Origin of the sequence: Parachitinimonas caeni (assembly GCF_030129945.1) — a bacterium.
Lineage (GTDB): Bacteria > Pseudomonadota > Gammaproteobacteria > Burkholderiales > Chitinimonadaceae > Parachitinimonas > Parachitinimonas caeni.
In genome coordinates this window covers 161034-184726 of record NZ_JARRAF010000009.1, presented here as the reverse complement: position 1 = coordinate 184726, position 23693 = coordinate 161034, and the positions used below count along the sequence as shown (strand labels likewise).

11 protein-coding genes are annotated in these 23693 nt (G+C 62.7%); 10 read left to right on the top strand and 1 reads right to left on the bottom strand.

The features are described from left to right. Positions 1-472, top strand: a 472-nt coding sequence (locus PZA18_RS10110; protein WP_284100716.1) for an Imm49 family immunity protein, incomplete at its 5' end; no start/stop codon positions are given. Between the two features lie 28 nt (positions 473-500). Here PZA18_RS10110 and PZA18_RS10105 read toward each other — a convergent pair. Further along, on the bottom strand, positions 501-4112 hold the full coding sequence (locus PZA18_RS10105) for an indolepyruvate ferredoxin oxidoreductase family protein (RefSeq protein WP_284100715.1): 3612 nt from the start codon (positions 4110-4112) through the stop codon (positions 501-503). 910 nt (positions 4113-5022) lie between these two features. On the opposite strand from PZA18_RS10105, the gene PZA18_RS10100 reads away from it, so the two are divergent. From PZA18_RS10100 to PZA18_RS10060, 9 genes are all read left to right on the top strand, one after another. Next, on the top strand, positions 5023-5754 hold the full coding sequence (locus tag PZA18_RS10100) for a thioesterase II family protein (protein WP_284100714.1): 732 nt from the start codon (positions 5023-5025) through the stop codon (positions 5752-5754). A 9-nt stretch (positions 5755-5763) separates the two neighbouring features. Beyond that, entirely contained in the window at positions 5764-6309 is a 546-nt protein-coding gene (locus PZA18_RS10095; protein ID WP_284100713.1) for a hypothetical protein, read from the top strand. Between the two features lie 146 nt (positions 6310-6455). Next, on the top strand, positions 6456-6653 hold the full coding sequence (locus PZA18_RS10090; protein ID WP_284100712.1) for a hypothetical protein: 198 nt from the start codon (positions 6456-6458) through the stop codon (positions 6651-6653). 363 nt (positions 6654-7016) lie between these two features. After that, the gene (locus PZA18_RS10085) at positions 7017-8654 is read left to right on the top strand and encodes a cyclic peptide export ABC transporter (protein WP_284100711.1); all 1638 of its coding nucleotides are present in this window, start codon (positions 7017-7019) and stop codon (positions 8652-8654) included. Further along, positions 8647-9888 carry a prohibitin family protein gene (locus PZA18_RS10080; RefSeq protein ID WP_284100710.1) on the top strand — a complete coding sequence of 414 codons (1242 nt, stop codon included), beginning with the start codon at positions 8647-8649 and terminating at the stop codon, positions 9886-9888. Before PZA18_RS10085 ends, PZA18_RS10080 begins: the two co-directional genes overlap by 8 nt. Further along, the gene (locus tag PZA18_RS10075; protein ID WP_284100709.1) at positions 9885-10478 is read left to right on the top strand and encodes a P-loop NTPase family protein; all 594 of its coding nucleotides are present in this window, start codon (positions 9885-9887) and stop codon (positions 10476-10478) included. The genes PZA18_RS10080 and PZA18_RS10075 overlap by 4 nt, the downstream gene beginning before the upstream one ends. A gap of 18 nt (positions 10479-10496) precedes the next feature. Next, positions 10497-11105: a rhomboid family intramembrane serine protease gene (locus PZA18_RS10070; protein ID WP_284100708.1), complete on the top strand. Its 609-nt coding sequence runs from the start codon at positions 10497-10499 to the stop codon at positions 11103-11105. A 765-nt stretch (positions 11106-11870) separates the two neighbouring features. Continuing rightward, positions 11871-12425: a YcjF family protein gene (locus PZA18_RS10065; protein ID WP_284100707.1), complete on the top strand. Its 555-nt coding sequence runs from the start codon at positions 11871-11873 to the stop codon at positions 12423-12425. A gap of 491 nt (positions 12426-12916) precedes the next feature. Beyond that, positions 12917-23248: a non-ribosomal peptide synthetase/type I polyketide synthase gene (locus PZA18_RS10060; protein ID WP_284100706.1), complete on the top strand. Its 10332-nt coding sequence runs from the start codon at positions 12917-12919 to the stop codon at positions 23246-23248. The last annotated feature ends 445 nt before the right edge of the window (positions 23249-23693 follow it).

The following is a 23693-nucleotide window of genomic DNA, read 5'->3' as shown; positions in this document are numbered from 1 at the left end:
CTACAATCATCACATCCCACAAAAAGCCCTCAACTTCTTGTCTCCGATTGAGGCTATGAAACAGTGGCAGGTTAAACAGCCGGATCTGTTTACGAGGAAAGTTTATAAACAGGCGGAACCTGACACCAAACCACCCAAAGGCAAGGTGCGTGAGGCGTATTACCACCACCATTTCTGCCGCTTGATGATTCCTTGCCTGCAAGCTTTAACGGCCCTGATAAAGGAAAATGCCACAGCTTTTCAAGTAGCCTACCAGCAGGGCCTAATTGCACACCAACGCTACTGGGAGCGAGAAACCGATCACGACGGCTTTTGGGAGGAAGAGGGTTACTACCTGCAGAACGATCACATTGGCTATCTATCCTTCACCCTGACAGCCCTTGCCGCCATTGCCTATGACAAAGGGTATGACCTGCCTATGCAGACAGATTATTGCCCTGACTTCATGGTTCGCCATAGCAAGGCGGCATGAATCACCACCACAGCAGTTTGTGCCCACCCTAAGGCAATAGCTTGATGGGGATCACCGTCTGTCCTGCCACGCTGGTGCCGGGGCGGGGGGGTGCGTCTGGGGGGCTTGGGTGGGTTTCCAGTAAGGGGCGATAGGGGATCTCCAGCCGGGTAGCCAGTTGCTGCTCGCGTTGCTGGGCTTTCAGGATATTGGCCTGTTTGACCGGGCCAAACCCCCGGATCATCTGCCCGGCTTTGGCAAACTGGATGGCCTCGGCGTGGTTTTTGAGTGTCAGCTGCTGGCTGATGAGTTTGATGTGATGTTCATAGTGGCGGATCAGCTGGCGCTCAATGCGTCGTTCCTGCGTCCAGCCAAAGGGGTCAAGCCAACTGCCGCGCAACCATTTGAGCCGAGCCAGCATGGCCAGCGGCCAACGCCAGCCAGAATGGAAGCGCCATTTGGCGGGCCTGCCGCTGGCGGTCTTACGCCAGTGCAGCCACGGCGGTGCCAGATGCAGATTCAGGCGATAGTCACGGCCTGCAGTGCCCTGAAAAGCGCCTGCCAGATGATTTTGCAATACGCCATTGCTGAGCAGGCGTGCGACTTCGTATTCATCCTTGTAAGCCATCAGTTGCAACAGGGTTCTTGCTACCGCCAGTGTCAGCGGCCCGGCCTGGGGCTGGCCGAGCAATGCCGATTCGCGCAGGTGCATCATGCTCACCAGCTCGCGATAGCGCTGGCTATAAGCAGCGCCCTGGTATTGCGAGAGCAATCTGTCGGCTTCGTGCAGCACGCTATCCAGATCGTCTGTCGGGGGGGGCGATGTATCGGGTTTGTTCAGAAAGCGTTCCAGCTGCCTTGCTGCGGCCAGCCGCCCCAGCGCAAAAGCCTGCAGGTTCTGCACGATCATCACGCCATTCAGTTCAATCGCCCGGTGCAAGGCGGGTAGCGGGAGGGGAATCCAGCCGCTCTGCCAGGCGTGACCTAATAGCACCATGTTGGCACAGACGGTGTTGCCAAGCAGTTGCTGGCAAAGTTCGTGCGCCTCGACCCTGGCGATTTGCTGGGGTCCGGCTGCCTGGGCCAGGGCCTGCAACAGCGCCGGGCCGTCGATACGGGCGTCAGGGTCTTGAACGAAATGATGGGTTGGTGTCTCACGCGGGTCGAGCACGACCCGGCTATAGTCCGGCCGCAGGGTACCGAGCACGGCAGCACTGGCGCCGACGACCAGATCGCAGGCCAGCACCAGCTGTGCCTGGCCAAGATCCACCCGGCTCTGGTTGAGCTGGTCCTGCCGGGCTGCGAGGCGGATGAAGGAATGCACTGCCCCGCCCTTCTGCGCCATGCCGGTGTAGTCGAGTGTCGAAACGGCACGGCCGGCAAGATGGCCCGCCATGCTGAGAATGGCCCCCACCGTTACCACGCCGGTACCGCCAATACCCGCCACCACCATATTCAGCACGCCTTCGGTCGCCACCGCGACATTCGGGGCCGGTAGGGTGTCGGCCTGGGTCAGCAGGCTCGATCCAACACTTGGGGCTTGCAGCAGCCGCGCCCCCTGCACGGTCACCATGCTGGGGCAGAAGCCCTCCAGGCAAGCGGTATCCTTGTTACAGCCGGTTTGGTCAATACGGCGTTTGCGGCCCAACGGGGTATCCAGCGGCTCGATGGCGATACAGTTGGACTGCGCGCTGCAATCCCCGCAGCCGTCGCAAAGATCCGGGTGGATATAAACGCGGGTGGGCAGGCCGGACTCCCCTTCCCGCTTGCGGCGCCGCCGCAGCTCGGCCGCACAGGTCTGGTCGTAGATCAATACCGAGACGCCATCTAGCTCGCGCAGTTCGCGCTGCAGGGTATCGAGTTCGCTTCGCCCTGCCAGGCGCGTCCCTGGCGGAAAGCTGGTCGGCCGTTCCTGCCCGGTTTCGGGCGTCTCGCGTACCACGACAATCTGCCGGACGCCTTCGTTGGCAACCTGCCAGGCCAGTTGTGGCACAGTCAGCTGGCCATCCACCGGCTGGCCGCCCGTCATGGCAACGGCGTCGTTATAGAGAATCTTGAAGGTGATATTGGCGCCAACCGCCACCGCCTGACGGATCGCCAGGCTACCCGAATGAAAGTATGTGCCGTCGCCCAGATTCTGGAAGACGTGACGCCGCCGGGTGAAGGGAGCTTGCGCCAGCCAGTCAACCCCCTCGCCGCCCATCTGCACCAAGCCCACTGTGTCGCGATTCATCCACGATGCCATGAAGTGACAGCCTGTCCCGCCTCTTGCCTGCGAGCCGGCCGGGACTTTGGTCGAGAGGTTGTGCGGGCAGCCTGCACAGTAGAAAGGCAGGCGCTTAGGCAGACTGGCCAGCTGCGCCGGATCAAGCGCTGCAGCCATACAGCCGGCAAGCGGCATCGTCGCAAAGGCTTCGCCACCAAACCCCTGCAGAAACCGTCCGACCACCGGCAGCAGGCTGGATGGCCGCAGTTCGTCCACCAGTGGTATCAGGGGCTGACCGGTCAGATCGGTCTTGCCCAGCAAGCGAGGCCTCTCGGCATCCGGCAGGTTGTAGAGCAGGCTGCGCAGCTGGTTTTCGAGTATCGGGGCCTTTTCTTCAACAACCAGAACCGCCCGCAGCCCTTGGGCAAACTGGCGCAGGCGCTGTGGCTCCAGCGGAAATACCAGCCCTGGTTTGTACACCCGCAGCTGCGCGCGTTGTACCGGGCTCAGTTCCAGCTGAGACAAGACCTCCTGCACATCCAGCGCCGCCTTGCCGCAGGTGATGATGCCCAGATGGGCATGCGGGGACAGCGCCAGCCATTTATCAATACTGTTGCCGGCCGCAAACCGCCGCGCCGCCTCCAGCTTGCGGGGCATACGGGCTTCAATGGCGATGCCGGGCAGATCTGGCCAGCGGTTGTGACGGTCGGCCAGCTCATCGCTCTCTTCCGGCGGCAACCAGGTGGTCTCAATGGCATCGAGGCACACCGAGCTGGCCGAATTGGCTGTCTCGGAAGCCAGCTTCAGCCCGACCCAGGCCCCACAAAAGCGCGACAACGCCCAGCCATACAGACCAAATTCGAGAATCTCGGCCACATTGGCGGGGTGCAATACCGGCATCGACCAGGCGGCCATCACCCCTTCGCTCTGATGCGACATCGACGACGACACGCAGCCGTGGTCATCGCCCACCACCACCAGTACGCCACCACGGCGCGCCGCGCCATAGGCATTGCCATGCCGCAGCGCATCGCCGGCCCGGTCCAATCCTGGCCCCTTGCCATACCAGAGTGCGAACACGCCATCGACGGTCCGCTCCGGATCAGCATCCAGCCTTTGCGTTCCCAGTACGGCCGTCGCCGCCAGTTCTTCGTTGACGGCTGGCAGAAAGCGGATATTGCGGGCCGCCAGCAAGGGCTTGGCCTGCCCCAGCTGCTGGTCATACCCCCCCAACGGCGAGCCACGGTAGCCGCTGACGAACCCTCCGGTATTCCACCCTGCCTGCCGATCCAGATCGGCCTGCTGCAAAGGCAGCCGCACCAGAGCCCGCATGCCGGTCAGAAACACCCAGCCCGTCTCGGCGGTGAGTGCATCGTCCAGCTCATATTGCAGGCGCAGTTCGGTGTGATCTGCAGCGAGCGCTGCGCCATCGGGATGAATCACGGGTTTTAGCATCAGAGACCCTTTTGCATGGCGTCAACAGATCCCAGTCCTTGCTGAAAGGTTCATTCCCGGTTGAGGCCGATTTGGACTTGCTGCGATGTTGGCTGCCAGGCGGTGCATCGCGTGGTTGACCACCGAGCAGTGCGCTGTTCAAGCCTCACGCCAGACTCAAATCCGACGAAACACGATCCAGAATGAAACCCCAGCAGAGCCGGGCTTTGGACAAGCGGCCTCCAGAAAGCTGTCAACAAGGTCAGCTTCCAGAAGGAATTCCGATCAAACATGGCACAAACAATGGGGGTAATGCGGCATATATCTGAAAATTAATGAAAATTTATTTTTATTGTCATAGGCGGGCAAATTGGGTGTTTGCACCGAATTCACCCTCCCTGCGGGTGAATACCCGACAGCGATTATCAAATTTGGCACCCCTTACCGTAGACAATGTTTTGCCAATTACAAGTCGCCATTCAGCACGCTACAGCAGGCAGTCTTAGGAATTTAGAACAGAATCGCCGGATGTAAAGAAAACCCGTCACTCGCTTGTTGATTCAACTTTTTGAATCGCCAAAGGAAAGCTGCAATCCAGCTCAAAGCCTGCCACAGCCTTGACGAAAGACCGATGCAGCACGCCAGCAACTGTGCTTAAATGCGCTGGCATTGCATGGCGGCGGGATTTTCGGCAACCAGGCATCAGCCAATGCTGATATTTAAATAGTCAGCATGGTCAAACAGATTGCCGGCAGCCGGACAATCCAATTGCGGATAATGCTCCGACTATTGGCCGATAAATGATGCGCGACAAATAAGCGCTTGTTTATATAGAGGCCTGCCACCGCCCGGCCCTGCAAAACCAAAACATCAAAAGAATTATTTACCGATGACAGCTTTAGCCACTTCCAACCCTTGGTTTCCTTTTGGCATGGGGTCATCCCGTGCTGCCTTGCGCGTGTTCTGCCTGCCCTTTGCGGGTGGCGGCGCCTCCAATTTCCTGCCATTCCGGCGCGTGCTGACTGGCCATGCCGTAGTGCCGGTGCAATACCCCGGCCACGAAACGCGCATGGATGAACGCTGCCTGCGCGATTTCAGCCTGCTGGTCGATGGCATTCTCGGCGCCATGCAGCCTTATCTTGATCAGCCCTACGCCCTGCTCGGCTACAGCATGGGGGCAAGAGTCGCGCTGGGCATTGAAAACCGGGCGCGGGAGCTGGGCATGCCCGGCCCCCAGGGCTTGCTGCTGGCCGCCAACCGCGCCCCGGACGGTACCTCGCCCTACCACGGCATCGCCAATCTGCCGCAGGCGCAGTTCATTGCGCATGTCGAGCGCTACGGCGGGCTGCCCGCTGGCGTGCTGGAAGAACCCAGCCTGGCCGAGATGGCAATACGGGTGCTACGCCGTGACTTTGCCGTGCTCGAATCCATGCCCGCCCTGCAGCCGGCGACATGCCCGATCTTTGCCTATGCCGGCCGCAGCGACCCGAGCGCCTCGCCAGCACTGATGGCCGGCTGGCAGCATTACACCCAGGCAGCGTTCGCGCTGCGGGAGTTCGACGGCGAGCATTTTTTCCTGCGGACCGAGCCGGAATTTGGCCGTGCGGTTTGCGCCGACCTTACAACATGGTCTATACCGGCCACGTCCTTGAACCCGATCTAGCCCAAACCCATGATCCGCGCCGCTTCCCGCCGTTTTGGCCTTCTGCTTCTGCTGGTATCGCTGGCAGCCCCGGCCCTGGTATCTGCCCCGGCACTGGCCAGCAACGATACAGCAGGCGGCGGCAGCATCACTGAAACCGGCGACCCGCTACAAAGCGCGCTTCGCCGCAAACGGCCACGCGGGCCGATTTTCATTGCCATCGGATCTGTGCTGCTATTTGGTGTCCCCCATGCCACCGGGGCGCCGCAGTATTGTTCGCCACAGTTCCGGGTGGTGAATTTCTCGAATACGGCGATCCGCGAAATAGCCTTTACCACCAATTTCACCGGGCAAGGCAGCGACAAGATCGTCGGCTCGACCGTGACCAACTTCAACGGCGTGCCGGTTCGGGGTTCGGTGTTCCGATATTTTTATCAGCTGGATACCGCCAATTGCTCCGGCCTGAAGGGTGAGGTGGAAATCCTGTACTGCAAATACAGCAATGGCGATGACTGCTCTGGCGATATCCACCCGGTGCATGGCGGGGGCGTGCCGCTCAAACGCAAGACGGGCTGAGCGCAGAGGCATCACAACCGAATCAACACAATGGGGTAGCTTGAAACGCCCTGGCTTTTTGGCGGGCCGCCGCGCATCGCACGAAAACCGGGGTTTTTGGGGTATCCAACTGCTGGACCCACACAATAATCAGAGGGAGACCTGCCATGCCGTTACCGCTTCTGCTGTATCTCGCCCTGTGTCTGATGGTGGCCTATCTGGGTCGCCAGACCCGTCTGGGCTTCTTCCGCTGCTTTCTGTTTTCGGTGATCGTCACGCCCGTCATCATGACCCTGTATCTATTGATGTTCACCTCGCTCGAAAACGAGGCACGTCGCAAGCAGGAAGACCGTCGCCGGCCTTAGGCTCTGTTGACGTTTTGTTTCCGGTTGCAACGGCCCGGAGGGGTTCGCCGGATCGGGGCCAGCTGCAGAGTTGACAGCCCGGCGGAAAGCCGCGTGGCTTGCCACTCAGCGGTGCACTTTCCACCTGGCATCCGATCCCCATCCAACAAAATGTGGTCCGGAAACAAAATGTCAGCAGCGCCCAGGCTCAGCAGCACTTTCAATTCTCGGTTGCCAGCGGCCGGTGCCACCGGGAGCCCAAGGCCGGGTACGCCACGCAGGCATTCCACCTGACTTGCGTACAGATGCGCCGCCGCCTGCTGCGGCAACGCGCAACTCGCAAGGCGCCGGTCGCCACGCTCAGAGGGCTGTTAGAGGAGATTCATGAAGCTGTTTCAATTGCTCGCACGGGAGAGCAAAACCTCCCTGCCGCGTCTTGGCATGATGGCGGCGGTCGCCGGTGGCTCGAATGCGGCCGTGCTCGCCATCGTCAATCAGGCTGCCGCCATGCTCGGCAAAGGCGGCTCGCAGTTTCAGGCGGTCGTTCTGTTCGGGCTGGCCGTGTTTGCCTATGTCTACGCTCAGCGCTATGTGCTGCTGGTGACCGCCGAAGAAGTCGAAAACGTTGTGCACCGCCAGCGGCAGGGGCTCATCGACAAACTGCATCGCAGCGAGTTGGCGGGCATCGAGCACATCGGTCGCGGGCTGATCTTCAATGCCATCACCGCCGATACCCAGGTCATCTCGCAAACCGCCAACGGTCTGGTACTGGGCGTGCAGGCCGTGATTCTCATCATCTGGGCTGCCATTTATCTGGCCGCCATCTCGCCGACGTCGTTGATTCTGGTTGTGCTGATCCTCGGCATCGCCGCACAGATCTACCGGCGCAAGATTCTGGTGGTGAAAGCCGCGCTGCAAAAGGCTGGCATGGAACAGGGAGCCCTGCACGATCTGGTATCGGGCATTCTCGAAGGCTTCAAGGAGGTCAAGCTCTCCACCCGCCGCGCCTATGCCGTGATTGCCGACGCCGCCGAAGCGTCGGCCCGCACTTCGGCCTTCCGCAAGCAGGCGCAGGGTGCGCTGGCCGCGCACTTCATCTTTGCCCAGGTGTCGTTCTTTGTGTTGCTGGGTGCCGTGGTCTTCATCATGCCCACGCTGGTACCCAGCTATTCCGAAACCATCATGAAGACGCTGACGGCCGTGATGTTTTTAATCGGCCCGATCTCGGGGGTGATGACGGCCGTTCCGCAAATGGCCGTGGCCAATGCAGCGGCCGAGAATATCCAGCGCCTGTCAGATCTGCTCGACGACAATCTGAAAGAGCCACTGCAGGAAGAGCTGGCACACGACCCGCGTGCCCCGCAGTTCAGCCGGCTCGAATTGCGGCACGCCTATTTCCGCCATGCTTCGGGTGACAACCGCTTTTCTGTCGGACCGATCAACCTGACCGTAAATGCCGGTGAGGTGATCTTCATTACGGGCGGCAACGGCAGCGGCAAAACCACTTTCCTGAAAATGCTGACGGCCCTCTATCCCTGCGCTGCCGGTGAAATCGTGCTCGATGGCGTGGGGGTGACCCGCGAGCATGTGCAGGCGTATCGCGACCTGTTCTGCGGCGTATTTGCCGATTTTCACCTGTTCGCCAAGTTCTACGGGGTAGCCATGCCCTCGCTGGATGAAGCGACCCGCTGGACCGAGCGGATGGAAATTGCCGAGAAGGTCAGAATCCTGCCCGACCGCTTCTCGACGACCGACCTTTCCACCGGTCAGCGTAAGCGGCTGGCTTATATTGCTGCGGTGTTCGAGAACAAACCCATCATCATCCTCGACGAATGGGCGGCCGATCAGGACCCGCACTTTCGCGCCAAGTTTTACAACGAGCTGATTCCCGAGCTGAAAGCCATGGGCAAGACCGTGATCGCGATTACCCATGACGACCGCTATTTTCATCAAGCCGACCGCCGTCTGCATATGGACGAAGGTCGTCTGACCGAACTCACCAAGGATGCGGCCCATGAATAGTGAAGCCATTGACGATCCTTACCTCCCCGAAGACAAGCCCAAGTTGTGGCCGGAGGGCCCTTGGGCCCACCTCAAGCAGCAACTGCGCGGTTATCGCGACGATCTGGTCATCCTTGCCTTCATCACGCTGGCGCTGGTTATCTTCCTGCTGCCAACCATCATCCACTCGGTACCCTCGGGCCATGTGGCCGTGCGCTGGCATCGCTTTGGCGAAGGCACCGATACCGGCCCCCCTTCGGGTGAAGGCACCGTGCTGACCTGGCCCTGGGATAGCCTGATTGTCTACGACATCCGGCTCAAGCAGGTCGAGCGGCAGATCGAAGCCCTCTCCTCGGACGGCCTGACCATTTCCCTCGACCTCGTCTGGCACTACCGCCTGGTGCGCGGCAATATCGGCAAGCTGCACAAATATGTCGGAATCAAATATGAAGATGAACTGCTCAACCCGACCATCACCGCACGCGCCCGCGACGTCATCTCGCTGTATCGGCCCGACGAGATCTACACCGAACGCCGTTTGCAGATACAAAACGAGATTGCCCGCGCAGTGCGCTACGAACTGACCAACAACTTCAACCCCGACCCTGCCGCAGACTGCGCCAAGATCAGTTCCAACTACGACCCGGAAAAATGCAAGCAAGTGGTGCAGTGGTTTGCCCTGGAAGACGTGCTCATCAAGGGCATTACCCTGCCCAAGGGCGTGCAGGAGGCCATCGTGCGCAAGGCCACGGCTTCGCATGAGGTGGACGAATACACCTACAAGATCGCCAAGGAGGAGAAGGAGGCGGATCGCAAGCGGATTGAGGCATTGGGCATCCGCAACTTCCAGGAAATCGTCAGCAACACCATGTCCGACTCCTATCTGAAATGGCGCGGCATTGAGGCCACTCTGGCCCTGGCCAACTCGCCAAACGCCAAGATTGTGGTGATTGGCAATAGCAAGAATGGTCTGCCACTGATCATGAACACTGAAGACCACCAGAGCCCGACCGCCAAGAAAGCCGAGACAGCCAAGGCAGCCGCCTCGGAGTCGGTCGCTGCGGCCGCCAAGACCGAGGACATGACGCATGTCCCGGCGCACGTCACCAGTCAGGACAAGGTGGCCCACGCTCCGCCGCAACGCGTTTCCGACCGGGCACCACCGGTGCCACCGCCCGGCGCCAGACAGGAAGCCACGTCCGCCGCCATCCGTGAGGCCAGCTGGTGGGAGCAGCTGAAACGGAAGTGGCAATGACCCAGACACGCTGTCTGCAGCATCGTCGCATCAATGTCATCGGCTGTAGTGGCAGCGGCAAGTCCACGCTCAGCCGCCAGCTGGCCAAGCAGCTCGATGTGCCTTACTTCGAGATGGACCAGCTGTACTGGGGCCCGAATTGGACCGAGCCTGACGACGCAACCTGGCTGGCACGCATTGCAACGACCCTGGCTGGCCGCGATGGCTGGGTGCTGGATGGCAGCTACACACGCACCCAAGGCGTCAAATGGCGGCAACCATGTACGGTGATCTGGCTTGATCTGCCGCTTTGGCAGACGCTATGGCAAGTTGGCAGACGAACCCAGCGACGGGTAATGGCCCGGCAGGAGCTGTGGCCCGGCACCGGCAACCGTGAATCGCTGGGCCGCGCCTTCTCGCGCCAGTCGATCCTCCTCTGGGTCTGGAACACCCACCGCAGCCAACGCCAACGCAATCTGGCCCTGATGCGCGACCCGACCTATTCCCACGTCCAGTTCATCCACCTGACCAGCCTTCGCCAGGCCCGCGACTTGCTGCAGCAGCTCACTACTGGTGATTCGAACCCAGTTATGGCAGCGTTACGCGACTGAATCTGCCCGGAGAGCCCAGTGGCCTTGCCCAAACCCCGCACCCCGATTGCCCAGCTCAAATCACAATTAACGTTCCTGCTTGGTCTGCTGGCGGTGATGTGGCTGGTGGAGATCACCGACGCTTACATCGCTCGCCCGCTGTTTGGCACCACGCTGGATCAATACGGTCTGCTGCCGCGCCAGATCATCGGCTTGCGCGGCATCGTGTTCTCGCCGTTTCTGCACGCCAATTTCAGCCACTTGCTCAGCAACTCCCTGCCATTTTTGATTCTGGGTGGTTTGGTGATTCTGCATGGTGTGGCGGAATTCATTTACACCAGCCTGATCGTCGCTGTGGTTGGCGGCCTCGGCACCTGGTTACTGGGGGCGCCTGCCCTGCATATTGGCGCCAGTGGGCTGATTTTTGGTTATATGGGCTATCTGCTGCTCAAGGGCTATTTTGAACGCAGCCTGTCTTCAATCGCCCTGTCTGTTGCCGTAGGAGGGGTCTATGGCGGCATGTTATGGGGGGTGCTCCCCAATCAGCCCGGCGTGTCTTGGGAAGGTCATCTGTTCGGCTTCATTGGCGGGGTATTGGCAGCAAGGCTGCTGACACGCCAGCAGTCAAACAAGACGCTTGCCAGATAGGGCAGCAAGCGCAGTTGGTGCAGTATTTGGGATCGGGGTTGTGCCCGCATGCACCCTTCTTTCTTGGCTGGCACCTCAACCACACCACCTGCCATGTCTTCAAACCGGAAAGCGTTGTTATGAACCCTTTCCCGTCTGAACCGCCGAGCACCGGAATCCGGGGCGGAGGTGTCCGGCGCAGCCTGTTTGAGCCCGGCCAGAGGGCGGGCGAGTTCTGCGCCGGCCGCCACGGATGCAGGCGCGCAGGGAACCCGTAAGGGCGGTGAAGCCGGGTCGTCTTTCTTTGCTTCCTTTCTTTGACGAAGCAAAGAAAGGAAGGCGCATGCGGGGCGCACCCCGCACCTAAAACCATGCGCCACAAGGCGCTTACCTGAATAAATCTCCCGCAAAACCTGACTGCCAAAGCCATTAACCAGCAGTCGCCATGCCCCACCCATCAGAGCCACCGAGCACCTGAATCCAGGCCGGGTTTATTTGATACAGCCTGCTTCATGAATTTCGAATAAATTTCCCGCCATACTGGCCTTTGCAAGCATTAACCTATTTGCCAAAGTTGGCACCCCACCTTGGCACCTACCTGTCCATTCAGACAAGCCAACCCTGCCAAACAACCTTGCAATTTGCATAAAACCCTTACGTATGGCCGATTACGTGAGGATTATTAAATTTTGTCTACGGCGCTTTCACTTCCTACACATTTTGAAAAAATGGTCTATTGTTGATTGGCCTCAGTGTCTCATCTTCATTGAATAAGGATGTCAGCATATGGACGCAACAACCGTTGATAGCAAAGCGCCAGCAACGCCACCTGCCACCACTCCCGCCGAACCCACTGCCAAGAATCTGAGTCTGGATCAGCGCATGGCGGCCACCAAGAGCACCATCGAGACCCACTCGCTGGTGGCCCTGAGCGTGGGCCTGATTCCCGTACCAGGGGTTGATATCGTGGCCCTGAGCGCAGTGCAGGTAAACCTGCTGCGCAAGCTTGGCGATTTCTATGGCTACACCCTCACCGAGCAGCTTGGCAAAAAGCTCGCCGGCGCCGTGATCGGTGCCTATGCCCCGGCCGCAATCGCCACACCGGTTGCCAGCCTGCTGAAAATCGTGCCTCTGGTTGGCCAGTTTGCCGGCGCCGCTGCGGTATCGCTGACCGCAGGAGCCTCGACCTACGCCTTGGGCAAGGTATTCGTCCAGCACTTCGAGTCGGGCGGCACCTTCCTCGACTTCAACCCGGCATCGGTTGAAAAGCATTTCGAGCGCTATTTTGCCGAAGGCAAAAATGTGCTGAAGGATGCGGCTCCTACCGCCAAGAAAGGCTGATCCGGCTCCGCTTGCCGTCATTGGCGCCGCTCTGGAGGGAGGCGGCGCCAGTTTTACCGAATTTGTCAGAGCCCGCAGGGGCCGACGCTGCACCCAATCAACACTGGCGGACATCTGCCACGACGGGAACCGGTCTGCACCGGCCTTGCATCCATCGGCTGCCAGCTAGGCTCTGTTGACGTTTTGTTTCCGGTCGCGCCAGGCCGAGTTTTGGGGCAGGGCTAGGCAGGGTAAGCGTGGTTTAGCGGGCTAAATAAGCGAACCCTAACAACGCCATGCCCCAAAAATCGACCTGGCCTTGCGTGGCTGTTGCCGCAAAGCGGCTTACAGCCACGGCATCCCCCTTGCGGGGACGGAGGGTTTCGCCGGATCTGGGCCTGCTGCTGCGTTAAAAATCGCTTGCTTAGCTCACTAAGCGGCGCGCTTTTCGCCTTGCATCAGGCCCAAATCCGACGAAACGCGATCCGGAAATAAAATGTCAACAGAGCCTAGTGGCATCAACAGAACCTGCCCCCTCTGCATCACCCCAAATACTGACCGCTGCCTGGAGCCTTGATTCCAGCAAAGGCGGCGGCCGCTACCGCAACAATTCGAACAAGGAAATCCGCTTGCGCGACGTGGCATTCATCTATTCGGGAGTCGGCGCCCATTGGCCCGGCATGGCTCAACAGCTGGCGGACCAGGACCCTGCCGCCCGGCGCAGCTTTGAAACGATTTCAGCTGCATGGTCCCGTGTTTCCTCGCTTCCCTTACTCGACCTCCTGCTCGGTGGCGGACCTGCCGCCGATGCCGACACTGACGTCAGCTATCCGGCAATTTTTGCCCTGCAGCTTGTGCTCACCGAAGTCCTGGCCCGGCGCGGCATCCGGCCGGCGCTGGTGCTCGGCCACAGCGCCGGCGAAGTCGCAGCAGCGGTTACGGCCGGCGCCCTGTCGCTCGAAGCGGCCTTGCCACTGGTTGCGGCGCACTGCAGCCTGATGCGGGCAACGCCAGCGGGCAGCATGCTGCATGTGGCGCTCAGTGCAGATCAGATCACCGCACGCCTGCAGGTTTGCCCCGGCCTGGAGCTGGCCGCCATCAATGCCGACGATGCCGTGATCGTCGCCGGCAGCGCCGTGGCACTGGCCCCGTTTGCGGCCCAGTTGCAGGCCGAAGGGGTTTTCTGCCGTGAGCTGAAAGTCAGCCTGCCGTTTCACACCTCGGCGGTCGAGGCCGGGCTCGCCGCGTTCCGCCAGCAAATTGCCGGGCTGCAGGCCCATCGGGCCGATATACCTTATATCTCGTCCTGCACCGGCACCCTGTTGCCGGGCAGTGCGCTGGATGCGGACTACTGGGCCCGGCAAATCCGCCAGCCGATCCGCTTTGTCGAAGCAGTGGAATGCCTGATTGCGCAGCAGCCCGCCGCCGCGATTGAAATCGGCCCGCATCCGAGTCTGCTGCAGCATCTGGACAAACTTTGCAGCCGCCGTAGCCGTACGTTCCCGCTGCTGCCGAGTCTGCATCGCGATGCTCACTGCAGTCTGCTCGACGACAGCGTGGCCACCTTGCTGGATGGCGCAGCACCATCGCCCGCCGGCCAGCCTGGCCCGAGTGCGTTGCTGGCTGCGCTCACGCATGCGCTGAGCGAGGTATTGGCGCAACCCGTTGATCTGGCCGACAAGCTGGACGAGCGCTGGAGCGAGCTGGGCCTGAATTCAGCCCAATCTGTCACCTTGCTCAAGGCGCTTTCGCAACAGTTGGGCCGCAAGCTGCCGGCCACCCTCGCCTATCGCTGCCCGACACCGGCCCTGCTGCTGGCCGAACTCACTGCCAGCCCGGCACCCCAGCCAACGCCTGTCCGCCCGGCCGATGACAGCCCGGTCGGCATCGTCGGCATGGCCTGTCGCTTTCCCGGCGGCGCCAACAGCCCTTCGGAATACTGGGATTTGCTGATCTCCGGCCGCGACCCGATCAGCGAAATCCCTGCTGACCGCTGGAATGCCAGCCGCTGGTATCACCCCGATCGCACGGCGCCCGGCAAGAGTGTCAGCCGCTGGGGCGGCTTCATCGCGGGGCAGGATCTGCACGAATTCGATGCCCGCCTGTTCCGGCTGATGCCCAAGGAAGCCAGCGCGCTCGACCCGCAGCAGCGGCTGCTGCTCGAAGTGACCTGGGAAGCGCTCGAAAACGCCGGCATTCCGCCGCTATCGCTCAAAGGCCAGCGGGTAGCCGTCTATGCCGGGCTCAGTACCGACGACTACAAGGCCGCTACGCTCTACACCGACGATCTCGACAGCCTCGACCCCTACGCAGCGGCCGGTGCCATGAACTGCACGGCGGCCGGCCGCCTGTCTTATTTCTTTGGCTGGCAGGGGCCGAACATGGCCATTGATACCGCCTGTTCATCGTCGGTGGTGGCCTTGCATCTGGCCTGTCAGGCGTTGAAGAGCGGTGATTGCGATCTGGCGGTGGTGGCGGGCGTCAACGCGCTGCTGACGCCGCATCTTTACGTTTACTTCTCGAAAGCCGGCATCCTCTCGCCAACCGGCCGTTGCCACACCTTCTCGGATGCGGCCGATGGCTATGTGCGCTCGGAAGGGTGTGGCGTGTTGATTCTGGAACGCGAGACCGACGCCCGTCGCCACACGCGGCGCATCCGCGCCCGTGTCGCCGCCACGGCACTGAATCAGGATGGCGCCAGCAGCGGATTTTCCGCCCCCAATGGCAGCGCCCAGACCCAGGTGATCCAGCAAGCGTGGGCGCAAGCCGGGGTCAGTGCCGACGCCATTGATTATGTGGAAGCCCACGGCACCGGCACCCAGATCGGCGACCCGATCGAGCTGGAAGCGCTGACCGCCGCAGTGGGCGAAGGTCGCCAGCCACAATCACCGTTGCTGATTGGTTCGGTGAAGTCGCAGATCGGCCATCTGGAGGCCGCTGCCGGCATGGCCTCGCTGATCAAGCTGGTGTTGGCGATGGAGGCCGGCCAGATTCCGGCCAGTCTGCATGCCGACACCCTGTCGAACAAAGTCGATTGGTCATCGCTACCGCTGGCCGTGGTCCGCTCGCCACGCAGCTGGCCGGCGCGCAATGGCCGGCGGGTCGCCGGCGTCAGCTCATTTGGCTTCAGCGGTACCAACTCGCATGCGGTACTGGTGGCAGAAACCGCCAACGATACCCGACAGCCACTGCCCGTCCACCGCCCCCTGGTTCTCAGTCTCAGTGCCGCCACCCCGGCCGCCTTGCAGGCGATGGCGCAACGCTACGCCACCGCACTGGGCGGATTGAGTCATGACGAAGCCGCCGATCTGGCCTGCAGCAGCCACCTGGGCCGACAAGCCTTTTCCGAACGGCTGGCCGTATGGGGCCAGGATGCCGCCACACTGGCGCAGCAGCTGCTGGCCGAGGGCGCCAGCCAGCGCCGCAGCGGTCAGGGTAACGCCGGCCCGCTGGCCTTCCTGTTTACCGGCCAGGGCAGCCAGTACCCCGGCATGGCCGCCGAGCTGTACCAACACGAGCCCGTGTTCCGCGACCTGCTCGACGATGCTGAGGCCCGCCTGCGGGCTGAGGGCCACGCCGGCATCCTTTCCCTGTTGATTGATCCATCTGCCGATGCGGCCGTACTGGCCCAGACGCGCCATGCCCAGCTGGGACTGTTCATTCTGCAGTGCGGGCTGGCCGCCTTGTGGCGCAGCTGGGGCCAGGAGCCAGCCTATGTGGTGGGCCACAGCATCGGCGAATTTGCCGCAGCCGTGGTTGCCGGCGTGTTGACGTTTGCCGACGCGCTGCAGCTGGTGCTCGCTCGCGGTCAGCTGATGGATGCGCAACGCCACGACGGCGCAATGGCGGCGCTGCCACTGGATGAATCCACCGCACTGGCTGCCATCGCCCCCTTTGGCAGCCGGCTGGCGATTGCCGCCCTCAACGGCCCGCAGCGCACCGTGGTGTCGGGCGATGCCGACGCGCTGGATCAGCTGCTGGCCCAGCTCGGCCCCATTGGCCGCCAGGCCCGGCGTCTGCAGGTCTCGCATGCGTTCCACTCGTCGCACATGCAAGGCGCCGTGGCGCCATTTGCCGCACGCTGCGCCGAGGTTCGTCTGCATGCCGCGCAGATCCACTGGATTTCCACGCAGGATGGCGAGGACTACTACGGCCGCGTGCCTGCGCCCGACTACTTCGCCCGGCAGATCATCGCCCCGGTGCGCTTTGATGCCGCCTTGCGTGCGGTCGAAGCGGCCGACTGCCGCAGTCTGGTCGAAATCGGCCCGGCGGCCGTGCTGACCGCACTGGGCAGCGAACGCGCCGGTGCTGACCAACGCTGCTGGCTGCCCAGCCTGCGCCGCAACAAGCCGGCGCGGGATTGCCTGGCTGAAGCCGTCGCGTCCCTGGCCGCGCAAGGGCATACCATCGCCTGGACGGGCTGGTATGGCGCAGGGCGACGTCAGGTTGATGTGCCGGGCTATCCGTTCCAGCGCAAGCGCTACTGGCGTGAGCCGGTGATGCCAATGCCGATAGCTGCCGGCAATGTGCCGGCCGACACCCAGGGCACCCCCATCTCCGCCGCCTACCTGTTATTGGATGCTTATGCCGAGTACGGCTTCCTCGACATGCTGCGCCAGCACTTCGGTGTGCTGCGCACGCCGGGGCAGGCCGATGCCCGGATCACCCTGAACGCACAGATTGACGGCAGCCGCCGGGCCATTCTCGACAGCGGGCTGGCGGTGCTGGCCCGTGCCGGGCTGATCCAGCAGGACGAACAGTGGCTGGTTCTGTTGCAGGACACCCAGCTCGACATCGACCGCAAGCGCGCCCAGATTCTGGCGCGACATCCCTCGATGGCTGGCACGCTGGCGCTGATTGATGCTTGCCTTGCCAGCTATCCGGCGGTGTTGCGAGGCAGTCAACATCCGACCGAAGTGCTGTTCCCGGGGGGCGATCTCTCTCGCGTGGCCGCCTGCTATGCCGACAACGAGGTGCAGGACAGCTATAACCGGCTGGTAGCCGAAGCGGTCGCCGGCTGGCTGGCCCAGCAGCCGGCTGGCGCGGCGCCGCAGTTGCTCGAAGTCGGCACGGGCACCGGCAGCACCACCGCAGCCATCCTGAAGGTGCTGCCGGCAAACTGGCCCGGCCGTTATCTCTGCACCGACGTCAGCCGGGGCTTTTTTGCGCAGGCACGGCGCCGTCTTGGCAGTGACCGTCTGGACATGGCCGTGCTCGACCTCGAAAAGCCGGCGCTGGCACAAGGCTTTGCGCCAGCCTCGGTCGATCTGGTCATTGCCAACAACGTCTTGCACGCCACGGCCGACATCGCCCGCACCCTGGCCAATCTACGGCCCCTGCTGCGGCCCGGTGGCTGTCTGCTGGTTCACGAGCAGGTGGTGTCGCATGGCTTTATTCATCTGACTTTCGGTCTGGCCGATGGCTGGCACCGCGCCACCGACAAAGCCTTGCGCCTGCCCGACTCTCCCTTGCTTGATCTGCCGCACTGGCGCCAGCTGCTGCAACAGGCCGGGTTCGAGCCCGGCCCGGCCCAGCACGGGGATAGCGATGCCAGCCAGTTCATCCTGCTGGCCCGCCACGATGGCCAGGCCGATCTGGCGCAGCCTGCCGCCTCGCTACCCGCAGCCCCTCTTCCAATCAGCCCTCTTTCTGCGAGAACCCCTGCTATGTCCACCCATATCAGCGCCCTCACTTCCCTGCCCATCGTCATCCATCTGATCGCCCAGCTCACCGGGCTGGATAACGACGAGGTCAACCCCGACCACAGCCTGCTGGAACTGGGCCTGGATTCGCTGATGATGGTGCAGCTGGGCACCCAGCTCGAAAAACAGCATGGCTTGCAGGCCACCCTGGCCGAGTTCTATGACGACCTCGACACCGCCCGCAAGATCGCCGGCCGGCTGGCCGACTGTCAGCCGGCCCCCGTGGCTGCCGCGCCAGTCGTGGCGGCCGCTCCGCAGAACCTGGTAGCCACACCGGTGTCGATGCCTGCGCCGGTGGCCGCGCCCGCTGCCGTACTGCCGTCATCGCCGATTGCACCAGCCCAGCCACGTCCGGCGCTGCAGGCCGATGGCAGCCTGCACAGCCTGATGAGCCAGCAACTCGATGCCTTGTCACGCTTGATGCAGGATCAGCTGACCCTGCTTGGGCAAGCCGGGCCGACCAACCCGGTGCCGGCCCCCGCCCTCGTCCCATCACCACTACCCTCGGCCACACCGGCAGCAGAAGCCCCCGGCAAGGCGGAGAAGCCGGCGGCGCCGAACTTCCGCTCACTCAAGCTCGACGAGGATGTACTCGATGCACGGCAGCAGGCCTTTCTCGAAGCGCTGACGCAGCGTTACACCCAGCGCACGGGCGGCTCGCGCCAGCTGGCAGCCGATCACCGCAAGACGCTGTGCGACTGGAAGAACACCCTGAGTTTCCGCTACACGCTGAAGGAGATGATGTACCCCATCGCCTCCGACCAGACGGTCGGCAGCCATATGATCGATGTCGATGGCAATGACTATGTGGATATCACCATGGGTTGTGGCGTGGGCCTGCTGGGCCATGCCGAACCGGCGGTGGTCGCCGCCGTACAGGCCCAGGCCGCCCACAGCTTTGCCATCGGGCCGCAAAACCCGCTGGCAGCCGAGGTAGCGGCGCAGATCAGCCGCCTGACCGGCATGGAGCGGGTAACTTTCTGCAACACGGGTGCCGAAGCGGTGATGATGGCGGTGCGGCTGGCCCGCGCCGTGACCGGCCGCCGCAAGATCGTCATCTTCAGCGGCGCCTATCATGGCACCTGGGACGGGGTGCTCGGCATGGAGCACGATGGCCATGTCTTCCCGACCGGCGCCGGCATTCCACCCGGCATGGTCGAAGATCTGCTGATCGTCAATTACGGCACCGAAGAAGGTCTCGACAAGATCCGCGCCCATGCCCATGAACTGGCTGCCGTACTGGTCGAACCGGTGCAATCCCGCCGGCCGGGCTTTCATCCGGTGGCCTTCCTCAAGACCCTGCGCGAGATCACCCGCCAGCATGATGTGGCCCTGATCTTCGACGAGATGATCACTGGCTTCCGCATTGCCGCCGGAGGGGCGCAGCAGGCGTTCGGCATCCGCGCCGACATGGCGGTTTACGGCAAGATCGTTGGCGGCGGTCTGCCGATGAGCATCGTCAGCGGCAGCGCCCGCTATCTGGATGCCGTCGATGGTGGCGACTGGCGCTATGGCGACGCTTCGCGCCCCGAGCACGAAGTCATCTACTTCGGTGGCACCTATGTCAAACATCCGATCGCGCTGGCCGCCGCTCGCGCCGCCTTGCAGATCATCGAAACGACACCGGACCTCTACACCCGACTCAATCAGAAGGCAGCACGGATGGCTGAGCGGCTCAACGCCTTTTTTGCCGCCGAGTCGGTACCGATCCAGCTCAATCACTTCGGCTCGCTGTTCCGGTTTGATGGCACCGGCCGCTTCACCGCGCTGTTCCAGCCAATCGAGATGGATCTGTTCGGTCTGTTGCTGAACCTGCATGGGGTCTACATCTGGGAGCGCCGGATCTGTTTCCTCTCCACCGCACACACCGATGCCGACATCGAGCGCATCATCAGCGCTGTCAAGCAGGCAGTGTCCGAGTTGCGGGCCGGGGGCTTTGCCTTTCGCAGCCCTGAAGGCCCGCATGGCGGCAAATCGCTCCCCAGCCCCGTCAGCCGCCCCACCGAAGGTGCCGTCACCGCCGCCCAGCAGCGTCTGTTTGCGCTGACCGCCATCGAGGGCGCCAACACCGCCTACAACGTGCCGCTCTCGATTGCGCTGCGAGGCGCCCTGCGCAGCGAGGCGCTCGACGCCGCGCTGCAACAGGTGTTCCAGCGGCACGAGGCACTACGCACGCGCTTTGTGCTGGCCGAAGAAGGCGTTCGCCAGCAGGTAGTGGCCAACGCCCGCTTTGTGCTGCAGCGCGAGACAGCAACGCCCGCCACGCTCGAACAGCAGGTCAAGGCCTTCATTCGCCCGTTCGAACTAACCGAGGCGCCCCTGTTCCGCGCCGCTCTGTTCACACTGGCGGCCGACCACCATGTACTGGTGATGGACGCCCACCATATCGTGGTCGATGGCCTCTCGCTCAACCTGATCGCCTCAGAACTGATGGCCCTGTATGAAGGCAAGACCCTGCCCGCCGTCCCGGCGCAGCCGCTGGATCAGGTCGCCAGTGCCCAGCAGTGGCAGCACAGCTTAGCCCACGCCGAAGCCAGCCGTTACTGGCAACAGCAATTTGCCAGCCTGCCGGAACCGCTGGCGCTGCCGACTGATTTCCCCCGCCCGGCCCGCCGCAGCCAGCGCGGAGACGACCGCTTTGCCGAGCTGGATGCGACCGCCACCCGCCGCCTGAAAGAGGCCGCCCTGCGCCACAAATTGCCTCTGTTTCCCTTGCTGCTGGCCGGCTGGAGCCTGCTGTTGCAGCGACTGGCCGGGCAGGACGAAGTAGTGGTGGGCGTGCCCGTGGGCGGGCGTAGTGATGAGCGATTTGCCGGCACCGTCGGCATGTTTGCCCAGACCCTGCCCTTACGCCTTGCGGGCAACGACCTCACCGTCGCCGAGGCGGCGCGCCAGTGTCATCGCAGCTTCCTGCAGGCGATGAGTCACCAGGACTACCCGCTCGACGAAATCCTGCGCGGACTGAATGTCGAGCGCGACCTCTCGCGCAACCCGCTGTTCGATGTGATGTTCATCATGGAAAACGGCAACGATCGCGTTTACAAGCTGGCGGGGCTGCAGTGTGAAACCCTGACCATCTCTCGCGGCGCTGCCATGTTCGACCTGAGCATGGAAGTGGTCGAAGCCGAAGGCCGTCTGCAACTGCGCTGCGAATACGCCACCGATCTGTTCAGCGCCGATAGTGCGCAAGAGCATCTCGACCGCTACCTGGCGCTCCTGCAGAGCCTGCCCGAGCAACTGGAGCAGCCCGCCATCAGCCTGAACCTGCAGAGCGAGACCGAAGCCGCCTTGCTGCGCGAATGGGGGCGTGGCGAGGAGTGGACCGAGGTGCCGACGCTGGCCTTGACCGGCTTCCTCGAACAGGCGAGCCGCCAGCCCGATGCCATCGCTCTCAGCCAGGGTGAAGTGCAGTTCAGCTACGGCGAACTGCTGCGCCGGGCCAATCAACTGGCCCACACCCTGCTGCGCCGCCAGCCGCTGCAGGCCAACGACCGCGTGGCGCTGATCTGCGAACGCACGCCCGATATGTTGATCGGCCTGTTGGCGATCTTGCAGACGGGGGCCGCCTATGTGCCGATCGACCCTGACTTTCCGGCCGAGCGCATCCAGCTGATGCTGGATGAAAGCCGCGCCCGGCTGATTCTGGGCAGCCACAGCGCCCTCGGCCGGCTGGCCTTGCCGACCGATGTGGTCACGCAGCCGGTGGATCAGATCGACCCGACCGCCCCGCAAACGGCGCCGGCAATCCGCACCACACCTGATGACCTGGCCTATGTCATCTTCACCTCCGGCTCGACCGGCAAGCCCAAGGGCGTGATGGTGCGCCAGCGCAACGCGGCGGCTTTCTTCAGCCAGTTGGCCCACAGCTTTGGACTGAGTGCTGGCGACCGGCTGCTGGCCGTTACCACCATTTCTTTCGACATCGCCTCGCTCGAGCTGATCGGCAGCCTGTGGCATGGCCTGACCCTCGTGCTGGCCACCACGGCGCAGGCACGCGACCCCGAAGCCCTGTTGACGCTGATCCAGCAGGAAGACATCAACACCCTGCAGCTGACCCCGACCCGGCTCGCGCCCCTGCTGGCGCTGGATGCCAGCGGCACCGTTGAGCGCCTGAAAACCCTGCTGGTGGGCGGCGAAGCCCTGCCCGCACCGCTGGCAGAACGTCTGCAAACCCTGCCCGGCCAGTGTTTCAGCGTTTATGGCCCGACCGAAACCACGATCTGGTCGGCCGCCTTGCCGCTGAACGATGGCCAAACCGGCCTGGGCCGCGCCCTGCCCGGCCAGCAGCTGTTTGTACTGGATAAGACCGGCCAGCTGCAGATCATGGGTGCAACGGGTGAAATCGCCATTGCCGGGGTCGGTGTGGCGGCCGGCTATCTCGATCAGGCCGATGCCACCGACGCCCGCTTTATTCGCAATCCGCAACTGGCAGAAGGCCGGATCTACCTGACCGGTGATCTGGGCCGCTGGACCCGCGACGGCACGCTGCAATTTCTGGGCCGCAGTGACGGGCAGGTCAAGGTACGCGGGGTGCGGATCGAACTGGCGGAAATCGAGCAGCAGCTCAAGCGCCATGCTGCCCTTGCCGACGCTGCGGTGATCCTGCGACGGGATGGCGAAGGCGAGGCCCAGTTGCTGGCCTATCTGGTATGCCGGGAGTCGATGCCGGCCGCCGCCTGGGATGAGGGCGAATGGCGCAACTGGCTGGCCGAGCACTTGCCCGATGCCATGGTGCCGAGCCGTTTTGTGCAGCTGGCCAGTCTGCCGCAGACGCCCAACGGCAAGCTCGACCGCCGCGCCCTGCCCGAGCCACCGGCTCGCCTACGCGCCGGCCAGTCGGCACAGCGCCAACCCGCCAATGCGGCCGAGCAAGCCGTGCTGGCGGCCTTGCGTGAGGTGCTGCAGGTGGAGGCGCAATTGGGTGACAGTTATTTCAGTCTGGGCGGTGACTCGATCCGCGCACTCAAGCTGATCGCCCGCCTGCGCGCCGCTGGCTTCGATCTGACGATGGATGCGCTGTTCGCGCATCCGCAAGCCGAGGCCATCGCCCGCCATCTGACGCCACGCAAGGCCAGCAGCCCGCATTCGACTGCGCAGGTGACGGGATTGGATGAGGATGAGTTGGCGGATTTGTTCAAGTAGGCGCCAGTGGTTTCATTTATTCGTTTCGTTTATTCGTTTCGTTTATTCGTTTCGTTTATTCGGTAAGCGCCTTACGGCGCGGTGATTAGGTGCGGGGGGCGCCCCGCATGCGCCCTTCTTTCTTTGCTTCGTCAAAGAAAGAAGGCAAAGAAAGACGACCCAGCTTCACCGCCCTTCGGGTCCCCTGCGCTCCTCACCCTGCGTGGCCGGTGCGTAAACTCGCCCGCCCTGCGGCCGGACTCAGACAAACGCCCCGGACGGCCCCACTCCGGCCTGTGGTGCTCGGCGGTTCAGATGGGAAGGGGGCGCATATCAGCGATTTGTGCGGTGAAAAATGGGCAGTGGGACGGATGGCTGGATGGCTGGATGGCTGGATGGCTGGATGGCTGGATGGCTTTGCCAAGTGTGTGGCAGATGGCCTTGTTGACGTCTTGGAGATATGCAG

Bases quoted from the DNA above. Each gene is read 5' to 3' on its own strand.
- PZA18_RS10065 (WP_284100707.1), top strand. From the start codon at position 11,871: ATGGACGCAACAACCGTTGATAGCAAAGCGCCAGCAACGCCACCTGCC.
- PZA18_RS10100 (WP_284100714.1), top strand. From the start codon at position 5,023: ATGGGGTCATCCCGTGCTGCCTTGCGCGTGTTCTGCCTGCCCTTTGCG.
- PZA18_RS10095 (WP_284100713.1), top strand. From the start codon at position 5,764: ATGATCCGCGCCGCTTCCCGCCGTTTTGGCCTTCTGCTTCTGCTGGTA.
- PZA18_RS10090 (WP_284100712.1), top strand. From the start codon at position 6,456: ATGCCGTTACCGCTTCTGCTGTATCTCGCCCTGTGTCTGATGGTGGCC.
- PZA18_RS10105 (WP_284100715.1), bottom strand. From the start codon at position 4,112: ATGCTAAAACCCGTGATTCATCCCGATGGCGCAGCGCTCGCTGCAGAT.
- PZA18_RS10085 (WP_284100711.1), top strand. From the start codon at position 7,017: ATGAAGCTGTTTCAATTGCTCGCACGGGAGAGCAAAACCTCCCTGCCG.
- PZA18_RS10080 (WP_284100710.1), top strand. From the start codon at position 8,647: ATGAATAGTGAAGCCATTGACGATCCTTACCTCCCCGAAGACAAGCCC.
- PZA18_RS10075 (WP_284100709.1), top strand. From the start codon at position 9,885: ATGACCCAGACACGCTGTCTGCAGCATCGTCGCATCAATGTCATCGGC.